20 protein-coding genes and 1 pseudogene are annotated in these 19147 nt (G+C 63.1%); 5 read left to right on the top strand and 16 right to left on the bottom strand.

The annotated features are described in order from the left end of the window. Window positions 1-26: 26 nt before the first annotated feature. The 9 genes from XH88_RS28445 to XH88_RS28405 form a co-directional block, all read right to left on the bottom strand. On the bottom strand, window positions 27-1004 hold the full coding sequence (locus tag XH88_RS28445) for a TRAP transporter substrate-binding protein (protein ID WP_271671535.1): 978 nt from the start codon (window positions 1002-1004) through the stop codon (window positions 27-29). A gap of 32 nt (window positions 1005-1036) precedes the next feature. Continuing rightward, window positions 1037-2350: a TRAP transporter large permease gene (locus XH88_RS28440; RefSeq protein WP_271671534.1), complete on the bottom strand. Its 1314-nt coding sequence runs from the start codon at window positions 2348-2350 to the stop codon at window positions 1037-1039. Between the two features lie 2 nt (window positions 2351-2352). Continuing rightward, a complete protein-coding gene (locus XH88_RS28435) occupies window positions 2353-2949 on the bottom strand; it encodes a TRAP transporter small permease (protein WP_271671533.1) in 597 nt (198 codons plus the stop codon). A gap of 149 nt (window positions 2950-3098) precedes the next feature. After that, on the bottom strand, window positions 3099-3896 hold the full coding sequence (locus tag XH88_RS28430; RefSeq protein WP_271671532.1) for an MBL fold metallo-hydrolase: 798 nt from the start codon (window positions 3894-3896) through the stop codon (window positions 3099-3101). 13 nt (window positions 3897-3909) lie between these two features. Then, window positions 3910-4686, bottom strand: a complete 777-nt coding sequence (locus XH88_RS28425; protein WP_271671531.1) for a TatD family hydrolase — start codon at window positions 4684-4686, stop codon at window positions 3910-3912. A 13-nt stretch (window positions 4687-4699) separates the two neighbouring features. Next, a complete protein-coding gene (gene metG / locus XH88_RS28420) occupies window positions 4700-6652 on the bottom strand; it encodes a methionine--tRNA ligase (RefSeq protein ID WP_271671530.1) in 1953 nt (650 codons plus the stop codon). Window positions 6653-6759: 107 nt separating this feature from the next. Further along, entirely contained in the window at window positions 6760-7806 is a 1047-nt protein-coding gene (locus tag XH88_RS28415) for a DNA polymerase III subunit delta' (protein WP_271671529.1), read from the bottom strand. Beyond that, window positions 7803-8489 carry a dTMP kinase gene (gene tmk / locus XH88_RS28410; protein ID WP_271671528.1) on the bottom strand — a complete coding sequence of 229 codons (687 nt, stop codon included), beginning with the start codon at window positions 8487-8489 and terminating at the stop codon, window positions 7803-7805. The genes XH88_RS28415 and tmk overlap by 4 nt, the downstream gene beginning before the upstream one ends. Before the next feature lie 2 nt (window positions 8490-8491). After that, window positions 8492-9754 (bottom strand): D-alanyl-D-alanine carboxypeptidase family protein, encoded by a 1263-nt coding sequence (locus XH88_RS28405; protein WP_271671527.1) that lies wholly within the window; start codon window positions 9752-9754, stop codon window positions 8492-8494. A gap of 153 nt (window positions 9755-9907) precedes the next feature. Between XH88_RS28405 and XH88_RS28400 the strand changes: the two genes are divergently transcribed. Then, window positions 9908-10864 (top strand): alpha/beta fold hydrolase, encoded by a 957-nt coding sequence (locus XH88_RS28400; protein ID WP_271671526.1) that lies wholly within the window; start codon window positions 9908-9910, stop codon window positions 10862-10864. 21 nt (window positions 10865-10885) lie between these two features. Here XH88_RS28400 and XH88_RS28395 read toward each other — a convergent pair whose 3' ends face one another. Both XH88_RS28395 and XH88_RS28390 read right to left on the bottom strand, forming a co-directional pair. After that, complete coding sequence (locus tag XH88_RS28395) at window positions 10886-11812, bottom strand: septal ring lytic transglycosylase RlpA family protein (protein WP_271671525.1); 927 nt, start codon at window positions 11810-11812, stop codon at window positions 10886-10888. 694 nt (window positions 11813-12506) lie between these two features. Continuing rightward, complete coding sequence (locus XH88_RS28390; protein WP_271671524.1) at window positions 12507-12800, bottom strand: hypothetical protein; 294 nt, start codon at window positions 12798-12800, stop codon at window positions 12507-12509. 106 nt (window positions 12801-12906) lie between these two features. Here XH88_RS28390 and XH88_RS28385 point away from each other — a divergent pair, with 106 nt between their 5' ends. Beyond that, the gene (locus XH88_RS28385; protein WP_442868485.1) at window positions 12907-13116 is read left to right on the top strand and encodes a hypothetical protein; all 210 of its coding nucleotides are present in this window, start codon (window positions 12907-12909) and stop codon (window positions 13114-13116) included. Between the two features lie 15 nt (window positions 13117-13131). Here XH88_RS28385 and XH88_RS28380 read toward each other — a convergent pair whose 3' ends face one another. From XH88_RS28380 to XH88_RS28370, 3 genes are all read right to left on the bottom strand, one after another. Next, window positions 13132-13461 (bottom strand): DUF1476 domain-containing protein, encoded by a 330-nt coding sequence (locus XH88_RS28380; RefSeq protein WP_271671523.1) that lies wholly within the window; start codon window positions 13459-13461, stop codon window positions 13132-13134. 335 nt (window positions 13462-13796) lie between these two features. Then, window positions 13797-13988, bottom strand: coding sequence for a hypothetical protein (locus XH88_RS28375; protein ID WP_092290343.1), 192 nt, complete (start codon window positions 13986-13988; stop codon window positions 13797-13799). A gap of 417 nt (window positions 13989-14405) precedes the next feature. Beyond that, on the bottom strand, window positions 14406-14591 hold the full coding sequence (locus tag XH88_RS28370; RefSeq protein ID WP_271671522.1) for a hypothetical protein: 186 nt from the start codon (window positions 14589-14591) through the stop codon (window positions 14406-14408). 501 nt (window positions 14592-15092) lie between these two features. On the opposite strand from XH88_RS28370, the gene XH88_RS28365 reads away from it, so the two are divergent. From XH88_RS28365 to XH88_RS28355, 3 genes are all read left to right on the top strand, one after another. Then, window positions 15093-15320 carry a hypothetical protein gene (locus XH88_RS28365; protein ID WP_271671521.1) on the top strand — a complete coding sequence of 76 codons (228 nt, stop codon included), beginning with the start codon at window positions 15093-15095 and terminating at the stop codon, window positions 15318-15320. A gap of 832 nt (window positions 15321-16152) precedes the next feature. Then, window positions 16153-16578 (top strand): hypothetical protein, encoded by a 426-nt coding sequence (locus tag XH88_RS28360; RefSeq protein WP_271671520.1) that lies wholly within the window; start codon window positions 16153-16155, stop codon window positions 16576-16578. A 26-nt stretch (window positions 16579-16604) separates the two neighbouring features. After that, the gene (locus XH88_RS28355; RefSeq protein WP_271671519.1) at window positions 16605-17318 is read left to right on the top strand and encodes a lytic transglycosylase domain-containing protein; all 714 of its coding nucleotides are present in this window, start codon (window positions 16605-16607) and stop codon (window positions 17316-17318) included. Window positions 17319-17605: 287 nt separating this feature from the next. On the opposite strand, the gene XH88_RS28350 is transcribed toward XH88_RS28355, so the two are convergent. Both XH88_RS28350 and tnpC read right to left on the bottom strand, forming a co-directional pair. Next, on the bottom strand, window positions 17606-18211 hold the full coding sequence (locus tag XH88_RS28350; protein WP_271671518.1) for a plasmid pRiA4b ORF-3 family protein: 606 nt from the start codon (window positions 18209-18211) through the stop codon (window positions 17606-17608). Further along, window positions 18208-19147: pseudogene (tnpC, locus tag XH88_RS28345) on the bottom strand (IS66 family transposase); the annotation flags it as partial. The gene XH88_RS28350 and the pseudogene tnpC, both read right to left, overlap by 4 nt.

Genomic DNA, 19147 nt, shown 5'->3' with positions numbered 1-19147 from the left:
AATTCAGGCGGAGGGCTGCTTCGTCCTCACATCTTCTTGTAGGCGTCGATCACGGCCTGGCCGTCCGCCCCGGCTTTCTTGAGCCAGTCGGCTGTGAGCTGCTCACCGATCTTTTCGAAACCGGCCTTCAGCGCCGGGCTGGGCGGCTCGACGGTCATGCCCTTGGCCTTGAGCTGGTCGATGTACCAATTGGCCTTCTCTTCCCAGGCCTTCCAGCCGCGCGTTTCCGCCGTAGCCGCGGCCTTGAGGATGGCCTCCTGGGTCGGCTTGTCGAGGGCTTCGAATGCCGCCTTGTTGACGAAGGTGTAGTCCTTCGGAATCCAGGCCTGCACGTCGTAGAAGTATTTCAGGGATTCCCACGCCTTGGAATCGTAGCCCGTGCCGCCCGACGACATGAACGAATTCACCACGCCCGTCGCAAGCGCTTGCGGAAGCTCCGCGGCCTGGATCGTCACGGACTGAGCGCCGACCAATTCGCCGATGCGTGCGGTGCCAACGTTATAGGCGCGCCATTTCAGGCCCTTCATGTCCTCGATCGAGGCGAGCGGCTTGTTGACGTAGACGCCCTGCGGCGCCCACGGCACCGCGAACAGAAGCTTCAAGCCTTGCGCGTCCAGCTTCTTCGCGATCAGCGGCTTTGAGGCCTGATACAATTTCATAGCCTGGGGAAAGCTCGTCGCAAGGAACGGCACGACGTCGATCCCGAATACAGGATCCTCATTCTCGTGGATCGAGAGCAGCAATTCGCCCATTTGCGCCTGCCCGGTCACGACTGCGCGCTTGATGTCCGGGGCTTTGAACAGCGAGGCGTTCGGATGAACCGTGATCAGGAGCTTTCCCGAAGTGGCAGCTTCGACGTCCTTGGCGAACGCGACCAGGTTTTCCGAGTGCGGATTGTCGGCCGGATACGCCGCGGGCAAATTCCATTTGGTCTGGGCCATGGCGGGCGTCGCGGCCAACAGCGCACCAGCGATCAATCCTGAAAGCAACAAACGGGACGTCATCGAACTTCTCCTCACGGTAAAGCGCAAAACCCTTAGTCGGGGAACGCGAGCTTGGGCAGAAACAGCACGATTTGCGGATATTCGGTGATGATGAACACGGCGGCTAGCAGCAGCATAAAGAACGGGAACGCGGCCTTGGCGACGGTCAGGGTATCGCGGCCACTCATGTTCTGAAGCACGAACAGGTTGAAGCCGACCGGCGGGGTGATCTGAGCCATCTCGACATGGATAATGAGATAGACCCCGAACCAGATTAGATCGAGCCCAGCCTGCTTCACCATCGGCAGCACGATGACGGCCGTCAGCACGATCATCGAGATGCCGTCGATCAGGCAGCCGAGGATGATGTACATGATGCTCAGATAGAGCGCGAGCATGCTCGGCGTGAGCTGCTGCCCTTGCACCCAGGTGGCGAGCGCCGCCGGAATGCCGGTATAGGCCATCGCGGCCGTTGTGTACGCGGCTCCCGCGAGAATGAGCATGATCATGCAGGTCAGGCGCGTCGCGCTCATGACGCTCTCGACGAAGTTCTTGCGCGTGAGCGTTCGGCTCCACCATGCCAGCAGCAGCGCGCCGGCGACGCCCCACGCAGCGCATTCGGTCGCGGTCGCAAAGCCGAGCACGAGCGAGAGGAAGACCGAGAGGATCAGCAGCAGGCACGGCACAAGCTTGGCCGACTCCTTCAGCTTCTGCCGGAACGGCATCGGAGGATCGCGCGGCGGGATCTTCTTCGGGTTGAGCAGCGACCAGATGATGATGTAGCCGGAGTAAAGCACCATGACGAGCGCGCCCGGCAGGAAGCCGCCCAGAAACACCTGCAAGACCGAAACGTTGGCCGTGACCGCATAGACGACCATCGGGATCGACGGTGGGATCAGCAAGCCGAGCGTTCCGGAGCCTGCCAGGGAGCCGAGACTGAGGCCCTTGTCGTAACCGCGCCCGTCGAGCTCGGGTAGCGCGATCTTGCCGATTGTCGCACAAGTCGCAGCCGAGGAGCCCGACACGGCCGCAAAGATGCCGCAGCCGATGACGTTCACATGGGTCAGCCGCCCGGGCAGCCATTGCACCCAGGGCGACAATCCGCGAAACATCTCCTCCGATAATTTCGTCCGGAACAGGATTTCTCCCATCCAGATGAAGAGCGGCAATGCGGCCAGCGTCCAGGACGCGCTCGCGCTCCAGGTGGTGGTGGCCAGCACGGAGCCGAGCGGCAGGCTCGTGGTCAGCGCCATCGCCACAAAACCCACCAGCCCAAGCGACACGGCGATCCAGACGCCGCTCCCCAGCAGCAGGATCATCACGCCGAGCAGGATGAACGAAAGCTCGATCATACCGAGATTGGCCATGATCACCCCCCGCCGCCCTGCGAGATCCGTTCGATGAACTCGTCCGGCGTCTCGTCGGGCGAACCCTGCTCGTAGGTCGGGCGGCCGCCACGCAGCACATTGACCATTTCATCGATGACTGCGATCGACAGGATCGCAAGGCCGCCGGCAAAGCCGAGCTGTGGAATCCAGAGAGGAGCGGCAACGACGCCTTGGGCTACGTCGTTGAAGCGCCAGGAGTCGTAAGCCATCTGCGCTGCATGCCGCGTGAAGTAGAGAATGAACGCGGTCGCGATGCCGAGTGCCACGATTTCGGCGGCCTGCCGCACGCGCCCGTGCAGACGCTCCAGCAAGAGGCCAACTCGGATCATCTCGCCGCGCTTGAAGGTGTGGGCGAGGCCGAGAAAGGCCATCGCGGCCATGCACCAGGATGCGAAATCGTCGCCGGCGGGAATGTTGATGGCGAATTGCCTGCCGACCGACATGACCATCATGATCGCGAAGATCGCGACCAGGAAAATGCCGGCTGCGTAGCCCGCGCCGAGATAGAGAAGGTCAAGAGCGCGCCGGAGCAGCCCCGGTGCTTCGATATCGTCATGCTCCGCCAATGCGGCCCCCAATCCTCATGCGTCCCATGCTTCTGCGCCTTGCCGGTCCTGGCTGATTATCGCCGCCGTCACACGTCTGTCTTTGAGACATTAGACCAACACGATCAGGGCCTTGCAGGCAAGGAACATGCCGGCCTGCTGCGGATTTTCCCCAGCCGGGCTTAGGTCGTCTCCAGCCGCAGCCCGTCATAGGCCGGCACCACGCCCGCCGGCAGCGTCTGCCGGATCACCTCGTAGTCGACGTCGGCGGTCATGTTGGTGATGACGGCGCGCTTCGGCTTGAAACGCTCGATCCAGGACAACGCATCGTTGATGCTGAAATGACTGGGATGGCCGGTGTAGCGCAGGCCGTCGACGATCCAGAGATCGAGATTTTCCAAAGCCCCCCAGCTCTCGCGCGGGATGTCGTTCAGGTCGGGCGTGTAGGCTGCGTTGCCGATGCGATAGCCGAGCGCGGGAATTTGGCCGTGCTGGACCAGGAAAGCCGTCATGGTCACCGCACCTCCCTTCCCCAGAACGGTCTGGCTTTCGCCCGCCTCTATCGAATGCCGGGTGAGGATCGGCGGATAGTCGCTGCCCTCCGGCGAGATGAAGCAATAGGAGAACCGCGCCATGATGTCCTTGGCGGTCGACTGGTTGAAATAGGTCGGAATGCGCTTGCGCATATGCAGGACGACGGAGCGCAGATCATCCATGCCGTGAGTTTGATCGGCATGCTCGTGCGTCAGGAACACCGCATCGATATGATCGACATTGGCATCGATGAGCTGCTCGCGCAGGTCCGGGGAGGTGTCGATGACGATGCGCGTGGTGCCGTGCTCGCCGGTCTGTTCGACCAGTAGCGAGCAGCGCCGGCGGCGGTTCTTGGGGTTACCGGGATCGCAGGCGCCCCAGCCGAGCGCCGGGCGCGGCACGCCGGCGGAGGAGCCGCAACCCAGGATCGTCAGCGTCAGCGTCATGCGGCTCAGAACCTCAAGCTTTCACCTTGGAGAACAGGCGGAAGAAGTTTTCACTGGTCTGGCGCGAGATCTCCTCAAGCGACACGCCGCGCGTTTCGGCGAGCACCTTGGCGACTTCGACAACATAGGCCGGCTCGTTGCGCTTGCCCCGGAACTTGCCCGGCGCAAGATAGGGCGAGTCTGTTTCAACCAGAATGCGGTCGGACGGCAGTTCGGCCGCAAGCGCACGCAAGGCATCCGACTTCTTGAAGGTCAGGATGCCCGTGAAGCCGATATAGAGTCCCAGCGACACCGCCTTCAGCGCCAGCTCGCGCCCGCCGGTGTAACAATGCAGCACGGCGCGAAACGATCCCTTCGCCACCTCCTCTTCCAGAATGCGAGCGCAATCCTCGTCGGCCTCGCGAGTGTGGATGACGAGCGGCAAGCCGGTGGCGCGTGCGGCGGCGATATGAGCGCGAAAGCCCCTCGCCTGCGCTTCCGGCGAGCCGTTGTCGTAAAAATAGTCGAGCCCGGCTTCGCCGAGCGCAACCACCTTCGGATTCTGCGTGAGCGCGATCAACTCGTCCGGCGAAATGCCGTCTTCCTCATCTGCGTTGTGCGGATGGGTGCCCACCGAGCAATAGACGTCGTCGTAGCGCCCGGCGATGGCGAGAAGCTGGTCGAGCTTCCGCACCCGCGTCGAGATCGTGACCATGCGGCCGATCCCGGCCGCACGGGCACGTGATACGATCCCGTCGAGGTCTTCCGCGAAGTCCGGAAAATCCAGATGGCAGTGGCTATCGACCAGCATCGTGACGTCCGCCTCAGGCTGCCGGCTCGACGTAACGCGGGAACGCCGGCGTCGGCGCCGGCAGGGGCGAACCGGCCGCGATGCGCTTGTCTCCGCCCAGCATCGCAAAGTTGCGCTCGTCCGCGGGGATACCGAGGCTGTCGAGCAGCTTGCCGCAGGCAACCGGCATCGCCGGCTGCGCCAGGATCGCGATCTGGCGCACGACTTCGGCGGTGACATAGAGCACCGTCCGCTGCCGCGCTGGATCCGTTTTTGCCAGCGCCCACGGCGCTTCGCCTGCGAAATAACGGTTGGCCTCCGCGACCACCGCCCACACGGCGTTGAGCCATTGATGGATCTGCTGCGTCGCCATCGCCTCGCGGCTCGCGGCGATCATGCCGTCAGCCATCGCCAAAATCGCCTTGTCATTGTCGCTGAACGCGCCAGGCGCCGGCAGCACGCCGCCGAGCTGCTTGGCGATCATCGACAGCGAGCGCTGCGCGAGATTGCCGAGATCGTTGGCGAGATCGGCATTGATGCGCGCGACGATGGCTTCATGGTTGTAGTTGCCGTCCTGGCCGAACGGCACCTCGCGCAGGAAGAAATAACGCATCTGGTCGACGCCATATTGATCTGCGAGATTGAAGGGATCGACGACGTTGCCGACCGACTTCGACATCTTCTCGCCCCTATTGAACAGGAAGCCGTGGGCGTAGACCCGCTTTTGCACGGGAATTCCGGCAGACATCAGGAATGCGGGCCAGTACACGGCGTGGAAGCGGATGATGTCCTTGCCGATGATGTGCACATCGGCCGGCCAGTAACGCCAGTTCTTGTCGCTCTCGTCGGGAAAGCCGACGCCGGTGATGTAATTGGTCAGCGCGTCGACCCAGACATACATCACGTGCTCTTCGTCGCCGGGCACCTTGACGCCCCAGTCGAACGTTGTGCGCGAGATCGAGAGATCGCGCAGACCGCCCTTGACGAAACTCACCACCTCGTTGCGGCGCGAGTCCGGGCCGATGAAATCCGGATTTTCCGTGTACAGCTTCAGCAGCCTGTCCTGATAAGCGGACAGGCGGAAGAAATAGCTCTTCTCCTCGACCCACTCGACCGGCGTGCCCTGCGGGCCCAGGCGTACTCCGTCGTCGTTCAGGCGTGTCTCGTCTTCGCCGTAATAGGCCTCATCACGCACCGAGTACCAGCCGGAATAGGTGTCCGCATAGATGTCGCCATTGGCTTCCATGCGCCGCCAGATTTCCTTGGTCGATCGATGGTGCTGCGCCTCTGTGGTGCGAATGAAACGGTCGAACGACACGTTCAATCGCTCGTCCATCTGCTTGAATCGGCCCGCGTTGCGGGTCGCGAGTGCGGCCGGCGTCAGGCCCTCGTTCTGCGCGGTCTGGACCATCTTCAGACCGTGCTCATCGGTACCGGTCAGGAAGAACACGTCCTTGCCGTCGAGCCGTGCAAAGCGCGCCAGCGCGTCGGTCGCGATCGCCTCATAGGCGTGGCCGATATGCGGAACGCCATTGGGATACGCGATCGCAGTGGTGATATAGAAGACATTGTCGCGCGCAGGCGCGGCAACAGGCGCTGCCGGTATCGTGGCCGCCGCCACCGGCCTCGGCGCAGGTGGAGCCTTGGGGCGTGAGGCCTTGGGCTTCACGGCTTTGGGCGCCGGAGCGACGGCAGCCGGCACGGCCGTCACGGCGGGCGCGGTCAGGCGCGCCTTGTTGGCCACCTTCTTCGCCGGAGCATTTGCAGGCTTTTTGGCAGCTGCCTTCTTCGCAGCCTTCTTGCCCGCCTTCTTTGCCGGTTTTGACGCGCCCTTTTTCAGGCCCTTCCTGGCACCGACCTTCTTGGTCTTCTTGACCTTCTTGGCGGCTTTGCGCGCAAGTGCCTTTGGAGCCTTCTTCGTGGCTTTCTTGGCAGTTTTCTTGGCGGCCTTCTTGCCCCTGGCGGTTTTCTTAGCTCGCGTTGCCACGACGAATTCCTTTACCGGCTTCCCGAAATCTGGAAACGAATTTGCGTTTGGTCATTGTTGAGCATGACCTCTTCGGAAAACCGCTCCGTACTCTTCCGGATCATGCTCTAGCGCGTTGCGTCCGCCAGCCAGCCGAACACCGAGAAAACCAAGGGCTTTCGCTCCAGATTGTAGGTTTCGGTGTCGCGCGCGGCGCGGACGATCTTTTCCCATACCTCGCTTAGGCGCGCAAGGCGCGGCAGGTTCTGGTTGGCATTGGCCTCGTCCGCATGCAGGCGGACCGCGATCCAGCGATCGATGCCGTCGATGAAGGCCGCAAGCGCGACGCGGTCGCTGGTGCCAAGCGAATCGCCGAGCGTGTGCAATTCGCGCGGATCGACGTCCGGCAGTCGCGCCAGCAGCGCCGCCGTGCGTTGCTGAAGTTTCAGTGCGTCGCCGCCGAGCAGCGTCAGCGCCCGAGCGACACTGCCCTCGGAGGCCTCGGCCGCCTCTCGCAGCGCCAGATCGGTTGGTGCAAGGCCTGCAACCGCCGCGGCCGCGCCAATCACCTCATCGGTCGTCAACGATCGCAGCCGCAGCTTGCGGCAACGCGACTGAATCGTGGCGAGGGCGCGTGCGGGCGCGTGGCTCACCAGCAGGAACAGCGATCGCTGCGGCGGCTCTTCCAGGATCTTCAGCAGCGCATTCGCCGCATTCGGATTGAGCTCGTCGACGGTGTCGACGATGCAAACGCGCCAGCCTTCCGCGGCGGCGGTCGAACCGAAGAACGTGATGGTCTCGCGCGTTTCGTCCACGGTGATGACTGTGCGCATCACGCCACGATCATTGGCGGTGCGCTCGAGCGTCAGCAGGCCGCCATGCGAGCCCGCCGCGACCTGTCGCGCCACGGCATCATCAGGATCGAGCGCGAGGTCTTCGGCGTCCTGCACGAGGGACGATAACGGCTGGCCGTGAGCAAGCACGAACCGCGCCATGCGATAGGCCAGCGTCGCCTTGCCGATGCCTTGCGGGCCGCCGATCAGCCAGGCATGCGGGATGCGCCCGCTGCGATAGGCAGTCAGCAGCGCGCTCTCGGCCTCGCGATGGCCGAACAGAAGGCTGGTCTCGCGCGGATGCGGGATGGCGCTCTCGCGCTCGGTCTGGCGCGGGCTCATACGGATACCACCGATGCTGGTGTCGGCAGGAGGCGATCGCGTAGTGCGGCCCAGACGCGGCCGGCGACCGTATCAGGGTCGGAATTGGCATCGATCAGCACGCAGCGTGCCGGATCGTCCGCTGCGATCTTGCGATAGGCCTCGCGCAGGCCCTGATGGAAGCTGAGCTTCTCGCTTTCGAACCTGTCAGGAGCACCGCCGCCGCGCCGCGCTGCCGCGCGTGCCAGGCCGATCTCCACCGGCAGATCGAGGATGATGGTCAGATCGGGCTTGAGATCGCCGATCGTGACGCGCTGCATGGCATTGATGAGACCGGCTGGGACGCTGCCGAGGCTGCCCTGATAGGCCCGTGTCGAGTCGGCGAAGCGATCGCACAACACCCAAATGCCCTGATTGAGCGCGGGCGCGATCCTGGTGCGGACATGGTCATCGCGGGCCGCGGCAAACAGCAGCGTCTCGGCCTCGGGGCCGAGCAGCTTGCCCATTCCCGACAGTACCAGATGGCGCATGATTTCGGCGCCCGGCGAGCCGCCCGGCTCGCGCGTGACAATCGTGCGGAGCCTGGCCGCAGTGAGACGATCGGCAAGCTTCTTGATCTGGGTCGACTTGCCCGTCCCCTCACCGCCTTCAAAGGTGATGAAGCGTCCGCGTCCGGACGGCCGCTGTCCCGTACTCTCACTCATGATCAGAGCTTCTCGACGCCCGCGCGGAACATGCCGATCACGAGCTCGCTGGCCCCATCGATCGCGCGGCGCACGGTCGAACCGGTGCCAATCGCTTCGGCTGTATAGACCGGCGTTTCCACAGCGATGGTGCCGCTGCGCCAGACCCTGACCACGCCGACCTTCTGCCCTGCTTCGATCGGGGCGCGCACCGGGCCGCTATAGACGATGCGCGCGATCAGCTTGTCGCTGCCGTTCTTGTGCACCATCACCTTCACAGGCTCTTTCGCGACGAGCTTCACGGAGCGGCTGTCGCCGCCGAACACCTTGGCATAGCCGACCGGCTGGTCGGCCGCGATCAGCGTGCGGCTCTCGAAATTGCGAAACCCCCATTCCAGCATCTTCTTGGCTTCGGTAGCCCGATCCTCGGAGTCTTCCAGCCCGTTGACGACGACGATCAACCGCGTGCCGTTCTGCACGGTCGAGCCAACCATGCCGTAACCGCCCTCCTTGGTGTAGCCGGTCTTCAGTCCGTCAGCGCCTTCCATCGAATTGAGCAGCGGATTGCGGTTGGGCTGCCGGATCTTGTTCCAGGTGAACTCCTTCTCGCCGAACAGTTTGTAGAATTCTGGAAAGTCCAGGATGATGTGACGGGCGAGCATGCCGAGCTCGCGGACCGTCATCTTGTTGCCGGGGTCGGGCAAGCCGTTGGAATTGGCGAAGGTCGACTTGGTCATGCCGAGTTCGCGGGCGCGCTTGGTCATGAAGTCGGAGGCAAAGATCCGCTCATTGCCGGCGATGCCCTCGGCGAGCGCGATGCAAGCGTCGTTGCCGCTCTGGATGATTGCGCCGTGCAGCAGGTCGTCGACGGAGACCTTGCTATTGATGGCCGCAAACATCGTCGAGGTGCCCGAGGGAGCCCCGCCCCTGCGCCAGGCGTTCTCGCTGATCCGGTATTCGTCGGTCAGCTTGACCTCGCCCTTCTTGATCGCGTTGAACACGACCTCCGCCGTCATCAGCTTCATCATGCTGGAGGGCGCGCGCAGCTCGTCCGCGTTCTTCTCGAACAGCACGCTGCCGCTGGAGGCCTCCATCAGGATCGCGGTGGGAGCGGCGCCGTCGAAGCCGGAATCTTCCACCTTCTTGGCGCCCTGGACGCTCTGGTTGGCGGCGTTGAGCACCCCGCCCCAGCTGAGGCTCACCGCGAGCGCTGCGGCGACCAGCCCGCGCGTCAGCGCTCCGGGCGTGAACCGGGTCCGACCGAGCGGGATGAGACGAAATGCCATGGCGAAGCCCTGAGAGCTGCGTTTTAACAGTTGGAATCGGTGCGAACAACACGAGGATCAGTGCTCGCCTCGGAGATTGCACGATTCTCGGGGCGTCCTTATCGTAGTATCTCACGATTTTCGACCAAACCTCTGAAAAAAGGCGGAAAAGCGATGCCCACCACTCGCGTGATCAAGGCCAATGGGATTGACCTCTTCATCCGCGAGGCGGGCCAGGGGCCGCTGGTGGTGCTGTGCCACGGCTGGCCGGAGACATCCTATTCCTGGCGGCACCAGATCGCGGCGCTCGCGGCCGCCGGGTTTCATGTCGTGGCGCCGGACATGCGCGGCTACGGCCAGAGCGCGGCGCCGGCCGACGTCGCCGCCTATTCGATCTTTGACCTGGTCGGCGACATCGTCGGCCTGGTCCAGGCGCTCGGCGCGGCCAAGGCGATGGTGGTCGGCCACGATTGGGGCGCGCCGGTCGCCTGGCATGCCGCGCTGTTCCGCCCTGATATCTTTACGGCGGTCGCAGGCCTGAGCGTGCCGCCGCCGTTCCGCGGACGCGGCAAACCGCTCGAGCTGCTGCGCCAGGGCGGCATCACCAATTTCTACTGGCAGTATTTCCAGGCGCCCGGCGTCGCGGAGGCCGAGTTCGAGCATGACGTCGCCCGCACCATGCGCATCGTGCTCGGCGGGCGCGGATTGGCCGATCCGAATGCGGCGATGTTCGTGCAAGAGGGCAAGGGCTTTCTCGGCCATGCCACGACCGAGGAGCCGCTGCCGGCGTGGCTGAGCGAAGACGATCTCGCTCATTTCACCGAAAGCTTCCGCTCATCCGGATTCCGCGGCGGGCTGAACTGGTACCGCAACCTCGATCGCAATTGGGAGCTGACCGCGCCCTGGCAGGATGCGCAGATCCACCAGCCCTCCCTCTTCATCGCCGGGGCGCAAGACGCCGTCATCACCGGCCTGATCGGCGCCAAGCGCGTCAACGAGCTGGAGCGCGTGCTGCCCAATCTCACGCGAAAGCTGATCATCGAGGGCACCGGCCACTGGGTACAACAGGAGCGGCCCGGCGAGGTGAATGCGGCGCTGCTCAGATTCCTGGGCGAAGCGGCCCAGCACTAGGCCGTGACGCGTTGTTCGAGATCAGTACAGGCCGCGGCCTGTGAGGATGCTGCGAGCCTCGGCTGCGCCGTCATCGGAGGCGGCAAGAGGATTGCCGACATAGCGCCCGTCCTGATCATAGGACACCTGCCGAACATTCTGGAGCGCCCGGCCCCGGCTGCGGCTCGAGGCCGACATTTCCGAGGTCGCGTTGAGCGAAGCGACGTCCGCCGAGGTGTTGCCGAGGCTGTAGGGCCGTCCCTCCGGCATCGGGACTTCGCCGCGGATGGCGCCACGGCTCGACGACGGCAGCTCCGGCACGAAGGGCCTTGCCGAGGCGACCCGGACCATCGAGGGCGACGGCGCCGGAACGCCGGTGCGCAAGGTCGCCATCAGTTGGCGGTCGTCGGAGCCTTCGAGCGGCGCCCGGCCGACATATTCGACCCGGACCTTGGCGACGCCATTGCCTTTGAATTCAAGCAGTTCGGCGGCTTTGTTCGAGACGTCGATGAGACGGTTGCCATGGTAGGGGCCGCGATCATTGACGCGGACAATCAGCGACTTGCCGTTCGACAGGTTGGTCACCCGTGCATAGGACGGCATCGGCAGGGTCGGATGCGCCGCTGTCAGCGAGCCCATGTCGAACACTTCGCCATTGGCGGTCAGGCGGCCGTGGAAATCGTCGCCGTACCAGGATGCCATGCCCTCGGCCCGGTAGTTGACGTCCTCCTCCGGCACATAGGTCCGGCCCCCCACCACATAGGGCTTGCCGACGCGATAGGTGCCGCCGCCCTTCGGGACAGGATCGCCCCAGGCCACGACTCGCGGGCTCGATGACACGCCATATTTGGGATCGACCCGGCTGGCGAACTTGTTGGACGAGGCGCAATTGGCGAGCGCGAGGCACGTGCCGACCACCGCAGCGCACCGCGCGGCCCGCACCACCGAATCTGACCTTCGGATCCCCATTCGCCCCAATACCATTTCGCCGCAGACGGACCCAATCCGCTTGCCTGCGGAGCGCGCCGTCCGGTCCTCAAGCTCCGCGGCGGCCCACCACCGTCCCAGAGGTGGTAACGATAACGCAACCCGAACACGGCGGAAATGGGGAGCCCACAGCGTTCGCACCGGGATGGTAAACAGGACGTTCGCAATTGTCCGTTGATCTACAGGGCGCGAGGGCCTCAGGGCCACCTCCGCTGTGCCAGTCCCGCACAAGCTGTTGCGCCAAAAGCTCACTCCACCCCCATTGTCACGCGCTTCACCGGAATTCTTTTGACTGTGCAAGGCCGCCCGCGTTTTCTCGCGTGCAGGGGCGGGATTGGAATTTAACGATGATCGAGACGGTTTCGGCACTGATGGGTCTGGTAAGCGCGGGGATCTTCCTGGCCCATGCGTTTGAAGGCTACCGCACGAGGGCCTGAAGGCACTCGCGCGGGCGACATTGCATCACTTCTTCAAGGCGGCCCGTTCGGACAATTTTAAGCAATCCGATCGAGCATCGAAGACGAGAGCAGCAGGTGTCTCATGCGCAAACATGACTTCGTATCTGATGGCTTTCTGGCCTTGACCGCGGGCGGTCTGGTCCTGCTCTGCTCGAGCCTCGTGGCGCTGGCCTTCGGCTAATCCATCGAACCCAAGCTCGCGCGGCCTGCGTGCCCGCTCAGCGCAACCCCAGCGGCGAACTGCGATAGAGGCTGTCTCGCGCTTCACTCAGGCAAACGAAACTGCCGTCGAAGCCCTGGGCATAGAGCTTCTGCCCCTTGCGGTAGTAGACGCCCTTCCTGAAATCCAGCCACACCACTTTGTCGCCGGGACAATGGCGCTGGGCCTGCGCCTCATAGCGGAACGGCGTCAGCGGCGTCGCCGACACCTTGGAGGCGCCGGCGCCAAGAACGATCCCTGTGCTCGCAAGCACAAGCCTGCCAATCCATTTGCCAAAGCCGCTGCGCAGCACTGTCCGCCTCTCCTCAGCTCCCCGCGATATGCCAAGATAGCATGAGACCGTCTCATCCACAGGCGGCGAAGGGGCGTTCCCGTCTTCCACCGGCCAATCCGGCGAGGTGGATCAGCCTGTTGCCGATGATCATCTTCGGTTCGCGCTGCTGCGCACATTCATCGAGGCCGGCAATCTCGGCTCGAACCGCGCCAGCTTCACCGAGAACGGCGTGATGTGGCAGGTGCTGATCCCCATCACCTTCGTGGTCTCGGCGATCGGGATCGCCTTCGTCGACAGGTTCAGCGACGCGACTGCGCGCAGGCGTGCCGAGTGAGGCGCGTGCGCCCAACTAGCCGGCCTGGCGCGATGCGGCCTCGAGCTGCGCCAACGCCTGATGCAGGCATTCCTGGAGTTTTAGCGCGACCTGCTCGCGGGAAATCCCCTTGTCAGCGAGGTCGCCCGACACCTTGTTCAGGGTCTCGTCCATTGTCTGGTTCGCCAGATTGTCCGTGACCAGCGCCGTCGCGTAAGCCGCCGCCGCATCGCCGTCGAGTCCGAGCTGACCTGCGGCCCAGAGCCCGAGCAGCTTGTTCGACCGCGCCGCGGCCTTGAACATGAGCTCCTCCTCATGGGCGAATTTGGCCTCAAAGCCCTGCTCGCGCTTGTCGAACGTGGTCATGGTCAGCTCCGTTTGCGTTACGCCGATTGGGGGGCGAATTCTCCGTGGCTCTCGTCTATTGAGTTCATCTGAATCTTCCGACCGAAGGCGGACGCCGTCAAGCCGGCAGCTGGACTGCGGCCGTGGCAGGCCGGATGCATGAACAGACGGCTTCTGGAATTTGGATGGTTTGAGCGCGTGCGCCTGTAGCAGGCCGCGCTCTCGACAATGGGCCTCGCAGGGTCAGGCCTGCCCAAAGTCGCCGGCAAGTGCCGTCGCCCTAAAGGCCCTCAGACTCATGGCTGACGACCGCACACCCGCCCGGCCGCAAGTGACGCCCGGCCGGTCAGGTCTCGTCAGCCTTTGGCTGCAGCCGCCTCGCGCGCCAGCCGCTCGGCCTTCAGCCGCTCGCGGTTGGCGTGAAATGCCTTCTGCGCTTCCTCATGGTCGCGCATGGCCTTCTCGGCCTCGATCCGGCGAGCCGCATCGCGGGCCTGGCGCTGTTCAGGAGTCAGGGGTTTGCGTCGGAAGGAAAGGTCTTCTGTCATGCCGAGATAACGCGGCGGTGAGGAAAAAGTTCCGCGTGGCGGATCGCCCGGGCACGCCCAGCCAACGCGAAATGTGCAGCGAATCAGGCTCTTAGCTGCACGAGCGGTCCGCTTTCAGGACCATCACATCCCGCCAATCTCGAAAACAACCCCATGCACAGTAGGCGGTCCATGTCGGATCAAGGACTTACGCCTCCCGCGGCGCGCGCTCAACCAAAGCCATTTGACGCGTCGGGCAAAACAGTGGCATAATGCGATTATTCCGAAATACTCGCTGATGCAAGATCGAAATCGCCTGCCCCACCTGCGGCTCCGCGTCTGGGAGCGTTGAACGCGCGGGGGCGCCCTCCTGCTTCCCGAGCGACGAGCGCCTGAAGGCCCGAAAGCACCTGCAGGCGCCTCAATTCGAGCAACTGACTAGCAAGGCAAATGGCCCATGCCGCAGCTGGCCTGGCCGCCCTGGATCGTGCCGTTGTTCACGAGCCACTTCAGGCCATCATAAACAAGGTTTGCAACAACGTTGATCGCGATTTCGACGATCTTGTTGCCGCCCGAGACATCGTCCAGATCATCTATGCTCAGCTCCCGGATTTCATGGCTCATGTCATTCTCCTTTGGATTGGAGGGGAGGATTCCCCGCGAACGGAATCTGAATAGTCGGGAGAGAGAACGCGCACCGTGAGCAACGTCACACATTCGGGCAAGAGCTGCAGGCGCGACGCCCCACGAAACCTTTTTGTGAGGGCTGCGAAGACATCAGTCGGCCTGCCGCGTGGTCCGTAGTGCCCTAGATTCCCTGCTCTCAAAAATCGTCGTTGATCTCGACTCGAGAGTGTCGGTGCATTCCTTGTCACCACCTGGCGCGCCGAGAAAGGTCGACGTCACGCTCCAATTCGTGTTCGTCGTGAACAGAAATTCACTCGGTGATCTTCATCCATTCTGCGATCTGTTGTTCGCCGACAGGAGCAATCCGGTATCGCCGACCAATGTGTGGCGCGTGTCACAGAGTTCACTCGGTCTGTCGCGATATCAATTCACCGCTGCGCAGGCCCCAGGCCATGTTGACGCAGGACTTCCATCAAACCTGACAGAGAGGAATCGATCATGTTGCGCAAATTCTTTTTTACTGCAGTTGCCGCAGCTTCGTTGGGTGCGGCTGCTCTGGCCCCAACCTCCGCCTCCGCATTTGAGTTTGGCGGCTGGCATCACGGGGGCGGCCATCGGGGTGGTGTAACCATCGTCCTCGGCGGACCCGGTTACTACGGCTACGATGACTGCGATCACGACTACGATTATTACCGGCACCATCCGCGTCGCTGGAGGCCGCTGTGAACTGCGTCTGACTTCAGTCGCCGTGAAACGGCCCGGAGGTGCGCGAATTGAGTAAGTCCGCGCGCCTCTTTTTGCCTTCGGCCGCAGCCAGCTGTGTCAGGTCTTCAGCAGCCTGCTCGACTGATTTGAAGAATTCCGGAGCGTGCGCGCATTACTTTTCTCCCCAATACGCGGTCACGCATTCGTGAGTCCTGTTTGTGGCGGCAGCACGAAGATGGGGAGACCGAATTAGGGATGTTTGCAGCCCAAGCGCCAAAGATGGAGCGTTGCTCGGCAGGTCGGGCGAGTTGTCCACCCACGTGCGATATCCGCTCAGCCGACAAGAGGCTTTCACGACAACGGTGAACATGCTCTCGTAGTAGCGCCCCTTGGCGTGACATTGGCTGATCGCGTTCGTTTGGCCTCTATGCAGCTGCCCCAGCCCAGTTCGTCCCTGCTGCAGTGCCGGATATCGTCAAGCTCCGCCGATACGTCGATCTCGAGACATTCAATCATACGGCACTTTTCACCGGCCTCGGTGAACACCCGGGGCCAGCTACCCAAGGTCCGAACGAAGCCGCGGCCATCCCGCTCCGGCCTGACGCAACCGCAAAGGCAGGTCTTTAGATCGCGGAACGCCCTCCCCTCCTTCATTTCCGCACATCCAACCGGGCCCTCCGCGCGTTAACCCTGTCTCTGATCTTCTCCCGTAAGCGCGCCGACTGGTTCACTTCTGCCGCCAAGCCGCCTCATTGGATCTCTGCAATCGTCCTCCGAACTTCCGGCGCTCATTTCCGGCGGGCTTTGAGCGAGGCTTCTCCTTCGGAGAATGTGTCAGATGAGAGTGGCTCTCATGCTTGCTGGCCTCGGTACACTCGCGGTGATGGAGCTCGATACATCGCCGCGCGCGATAAAGCCTGTGAATGCGCTGCCCGCTCATGCCGCGGTTGGCCCACACGATACGCTGACGACGGCAGACCGACTCGAAATCCCGCATATGCTTCAAGCGCAACCACAGCCAATGTCCTCGAACGAAGTGGTGCATCTGCCGAATCAAACAGCGATTGTTGTGCAACAGACTTCGAAGATCATCGAGCAGAAGCGGAGTGCACGCGAACGAAAATCCGCCGTCGCGCTGCCCAAACCTCGGGTCGAGCGCGGAACGGCAACTGCGAAACTCAATCTCATCAGACCGGTCGCGGAGGTCAAGCCCTGCCCGTCGGGGGTCTTCGAGGGCCTATTCCGAGTACTGAACCTGTCAACGCGATGCCAGACCTAGCCCATCAATCTCTCCATATCAGCAAGATGGTCGACGGCGCCTCGCGGCTCGTCGCGCATGAGGCAGGGCACGCGCGCGGCCCTGAGGAGATCCGGCCACCGCGCCCGGACGAGCGCGGGTACGTTGTCGCCACGAGGGACTGGCTGCCTGCAGAATCCATTACGTTGTTACTTGGAGTGGCGGTCGGCCTGGCTTTCGTCGCAAGTTTCGTACTGTTTCGCGACGCTCGTTTGAATGGGAAATCGATCGACAAGATGGCCGAGAAGACATTGGTCGAGCGCATCATCTCAGCCGAGTCCAATGGTGACCCGAATAAAAGAAACAAGCGGTCGAGCGCGACCGGTGCGGCCCAATTCCTCGATGACACGTGGCTCGAAGCCGTTCGAAGGCACCGACGAGATCTGATCCAGGGGCGCAGCGACAAGGAACTTCTGGACCTGCGGCGAGATCCCGAGCTTGCGCGAGAGATCGCCACGCGACTGGTGGAGGAATATGCCGCGATGCTAAACAAGCGCGGTCTGCCGATCTCGCCCGGTTCTCTCTACCTTGCCCATTTTGCGGGACCGGCGGGCGCCGTGGCGCTATTGTCCGCTGCAGAAAATGCCGATGCTGCTTCCCTTATGGCCGCCGCTGACGCGACGGGTCAGACCACACGCGAAAAGCTGGTCAACGCCAATCCGTTCCTCAAGGCGCTCACGGTTTCCGATATCAAGAGGTGGGCCGATCGCAAAATGCGGTAGGCAATTCGCCGGATGTTTGTGAGAACCTGAAGAAGGCGCCCGCAGGATCGGGATGCGCCCACGTGGGACGAAGCGAAGCCTGCAGCAGGCCCGACGAGCAGTGGCAAGGTCGAGTGCCTGCAGGCTATCAAACCTCGACCATATCTGACCAGCCGTCGAGACCGATCGCTTTAGCTCGAGAAGATACCTCTTCGACAGCAAACTAGGCCATGTACCCATAAATTCAGCGGCGTGAAGCAAAGAACGCAATGTTCGCTTCGCCGTAACCCTCCGGTGAAGGCCGCTGGTTAGGTGCGTTTGGCCCGCTTGGCTGCGGGTTTGCGTGACCATTTTTTGGCGAGAGCCGCAACTTCCGTGGTGAGCCACGCGGCCTCGTCGGCGTCGGGATCGAAATCGTCGCCGATCCATTCGGTGAGTTCGGCGTGGCGTTCGTGGGTGGGGTCCTTGATGGCTTCGAGGAGTTCGGCATAGCCCCAGGGACCGCCACAATCCTCGGGAGGACAGCGGCCGCTGACTTCGATCAGACGCGGATAGAGCATGCCGGGCTCGGGATCGATAAGGCGCTCGACCTTGATCGAATGCTCCCAGCCGTCGCCAAAGTCATAGAGGTATGTGAGCTTCTTTATTCCGACGTCTTCGAGGATATCGCTAAGCCGAGCCTTGCGGGCATCGAGAAACTCGCCGACGCCCCAATCTGCATCCGGGTAAGGCGTGCTCCACCCGACGTCGCCGGCGCGCAGCTCGTAGAGATGGCTGTTGGTCCAACCCATGGCCGCCTGGATGGTCAGGTGCAGGCGATCGAGCTTGATGTCGAACGGCACATCCACCCGGCGCAGAACCACGGGGTTGACGTCATCGAGTGTAATCTTGAGGCGAGCGATACCGACGGTCATGCCACCAGTTTACGACGCTCCATCTCGGAGGCCCAGCTCCATGGCAGGAGTTGCTCGAGCCTGTGGACAGCGTGATCGTTGATGCGAGCCAAGACGTCCGCCAGCCAGGCTTGCGGATCGATGTCGTTGAGCTTTGCCGTCATGATCAGCGTCGCCATGATGGCGGCGCGATCAGCGCCGCGTTCCGAGCCGGCGAACAGCCAGGACTTGCGGCCGAGAGCAAAGCCGCGCAGCGCGCGCTCGGCCGCATTGTTTGTCAGGCAGATCCGCCCGTCATCGATGAAGCGAGCAAACCGTTCCCAGCGGCGCAGCATGTAGTCGATTGGCTTGGCGACCGATGAGGAGTTCGATAGCCGAGCACGCTGCTCGCGCAGCCACGCTTCCAGCGCCGCCATGAGGGGTGCGCTTTGCTCTTTGCGCGCGCGTAGACGCTGTTCGGCGCTTTGGCCGTTGATGCCGCGCTCAATATCGAACAGGGCATCGATGCGCTTGACCGCCTCGAGGGCAATCGGCGAGATCGCCGCGGCATTCTTGTCTCGCCTCGCATTGGCGGCGATGTCCGCCAGCTCGAAGAACTGCCGCCTGGCGTGGGCCTAACAGAGTGCAGGCGTGACCGGTCCCTGTGCGCGCGAGGCGTCATACAGCTCGTTGTAGCCGCTATAGGCATCGGCCTGGAGGATACCGGAGAAGCTTTGAAGATGCCGCGTGGGATGCTCCTGCCGCCGGTCACGCGAGGCGTAATAGAGCGCAGCCGGCGGCGCCCGTCCGCCGAATGGCCGATCGTCGCGGACGTAGGTCCAGATATGTCCTTTGATCGTCTGGCCCTTGGCCAGGATCGGCACTGTGGGGTGAGTAGGCCGGAGGGATTTCACCTCCAGCCTCTCGCAGAACCGGGCGTGAGACTCTCGCCTCACCCGGCTCCCATCAGGCAAGCTT

The organism is Bradyrhizobium sp. CCBAU 51627, from assembly GCF_028128765.1.
GTDB lineage: Bacteria > Pseudomonadota > Alphaproteobacteria > Rhizobiales > Xanthobacteraceae > Bradyrhizobium.
This window is presented reverse-complemented; position numbering and strand designations above follow the sequence as displayed.

Excerpts from the sequence above, each read along its gene's own strand:
- XH88_RS28370 (WP_271671522.1), bottom strand. The coding sequence starts at position 14,591 with ATGAGCCATGAAATCCGGGAGCTGAGCATAGATGATCTGGACGATGTC.
- XH88_RS28360 (WP_271671520.1), top strand. The coding sequence starts at position 16,153 with ATGCTTGCTGGCCTCGGTACACTCGCGGTGATGGAGCTCGATACATCG.
- XH88_RS28440 (WP_271671534.1), bottom strand. The coding sequence starts at position 2,350 with ATGGCCAATCTCGGTATGATCGAGCTTTCGTTCATCCTGCTCGGCGTG.
- XH88_RS28380 (WP_271671523.1), bottom strand. The coding sequence starts at position 13,461 with ATGACCACGTTCGACAAGCGCGAGCAGGGCTTTGAGGCCAAATTCGCC.
- XH88_RS28365 (WP_271671521.1), top strand. The coding sequence starts at position 15,093 with ATGTTGCGCAAATTCTTTTTTACTGCAGTTGCCGCAGCTTCGTTGGGT.
- XH88_RS28415 (WP_271671529.1), bottom strand. The coding sequence starts at position 7,806 with ATGAGCCCGCGCCAGACCGAGCGCGAGAGCGCCATCCCGCATCCGCGC.
- tmk (WP_271671528.1), bottom strand. The coding sequence starts at position 8,489 with ATGAGTGAGAGTACGGGACAGCGGCCGTCCGGACGCGGACGCTTCATC.
- XH88_RS28375 (WP_092290343.1), bottom strand. The coding sequence starts at position 13,988 with ATGACAGAAGACCTTTCCTTCCGACGCAAACCCCTGACTCCTGAACAG.
- XH88_RS28355 (WP_271671519.1), top strand. The coding sequence starts at position 16,605 with ATGGTCGACGGCGCCTCGCGGCTCGTCGCGCATGAGGCAGGGCACGCG.
- XH88_RS28425 (WP_271671531.1), bottom strand. The coding sequence starts at position 4,686 with ATGCTGGTCGATAGCCACTGCCATCTGGATTTTCCGGACTTCGCGGAA.
- XH88_RS28395 (WP_271671525.1), bottom strand. The coding sequence starts at position 11,812 with ATGGGGATCCGAAGGTCAGATTCGGTGGTGCGGGCCGCGCGGTGCGCT.
- XH88_RS28400 (WP_271671526.1), top strand. The coding sequence starts at position 9,908 with ATGCCCACCACTCGCGTGATCAAGGCCAATGGGATTGACCTCTTCATC.
- XH88_RS28430 (WP_271671532.1), bottom strand. The coding sequence starts at position 3,896 with ATGACGCTGACGCTGACGATCCTGGGTTGCGGCTCCTCCGCCGGCGTG.
- XH88_RS28350 (WP_271671518.1), bottom strand. The coding sequence starts at position 18,211 with ATGACCGTCGGTATCGCTCGCCTCAAGATTACACTCGATGACGTCAAC.
- XH88_RS28445 (WP_271671535.1), bottom strand. The coding sequence starts at position 1,004 with ATGACGTCCCGTTTGTTGCTTTCAGGATTGATCGCTGGTGCGCTGTTG.
- XH88_RS28405 (WP_271671527.1), bottom strand. The coding sequence starts at position 9,754 with ATGGCATTTCGTCTCATCCCGCTCGGTCGGACCCGGTTCACGCCCGGA.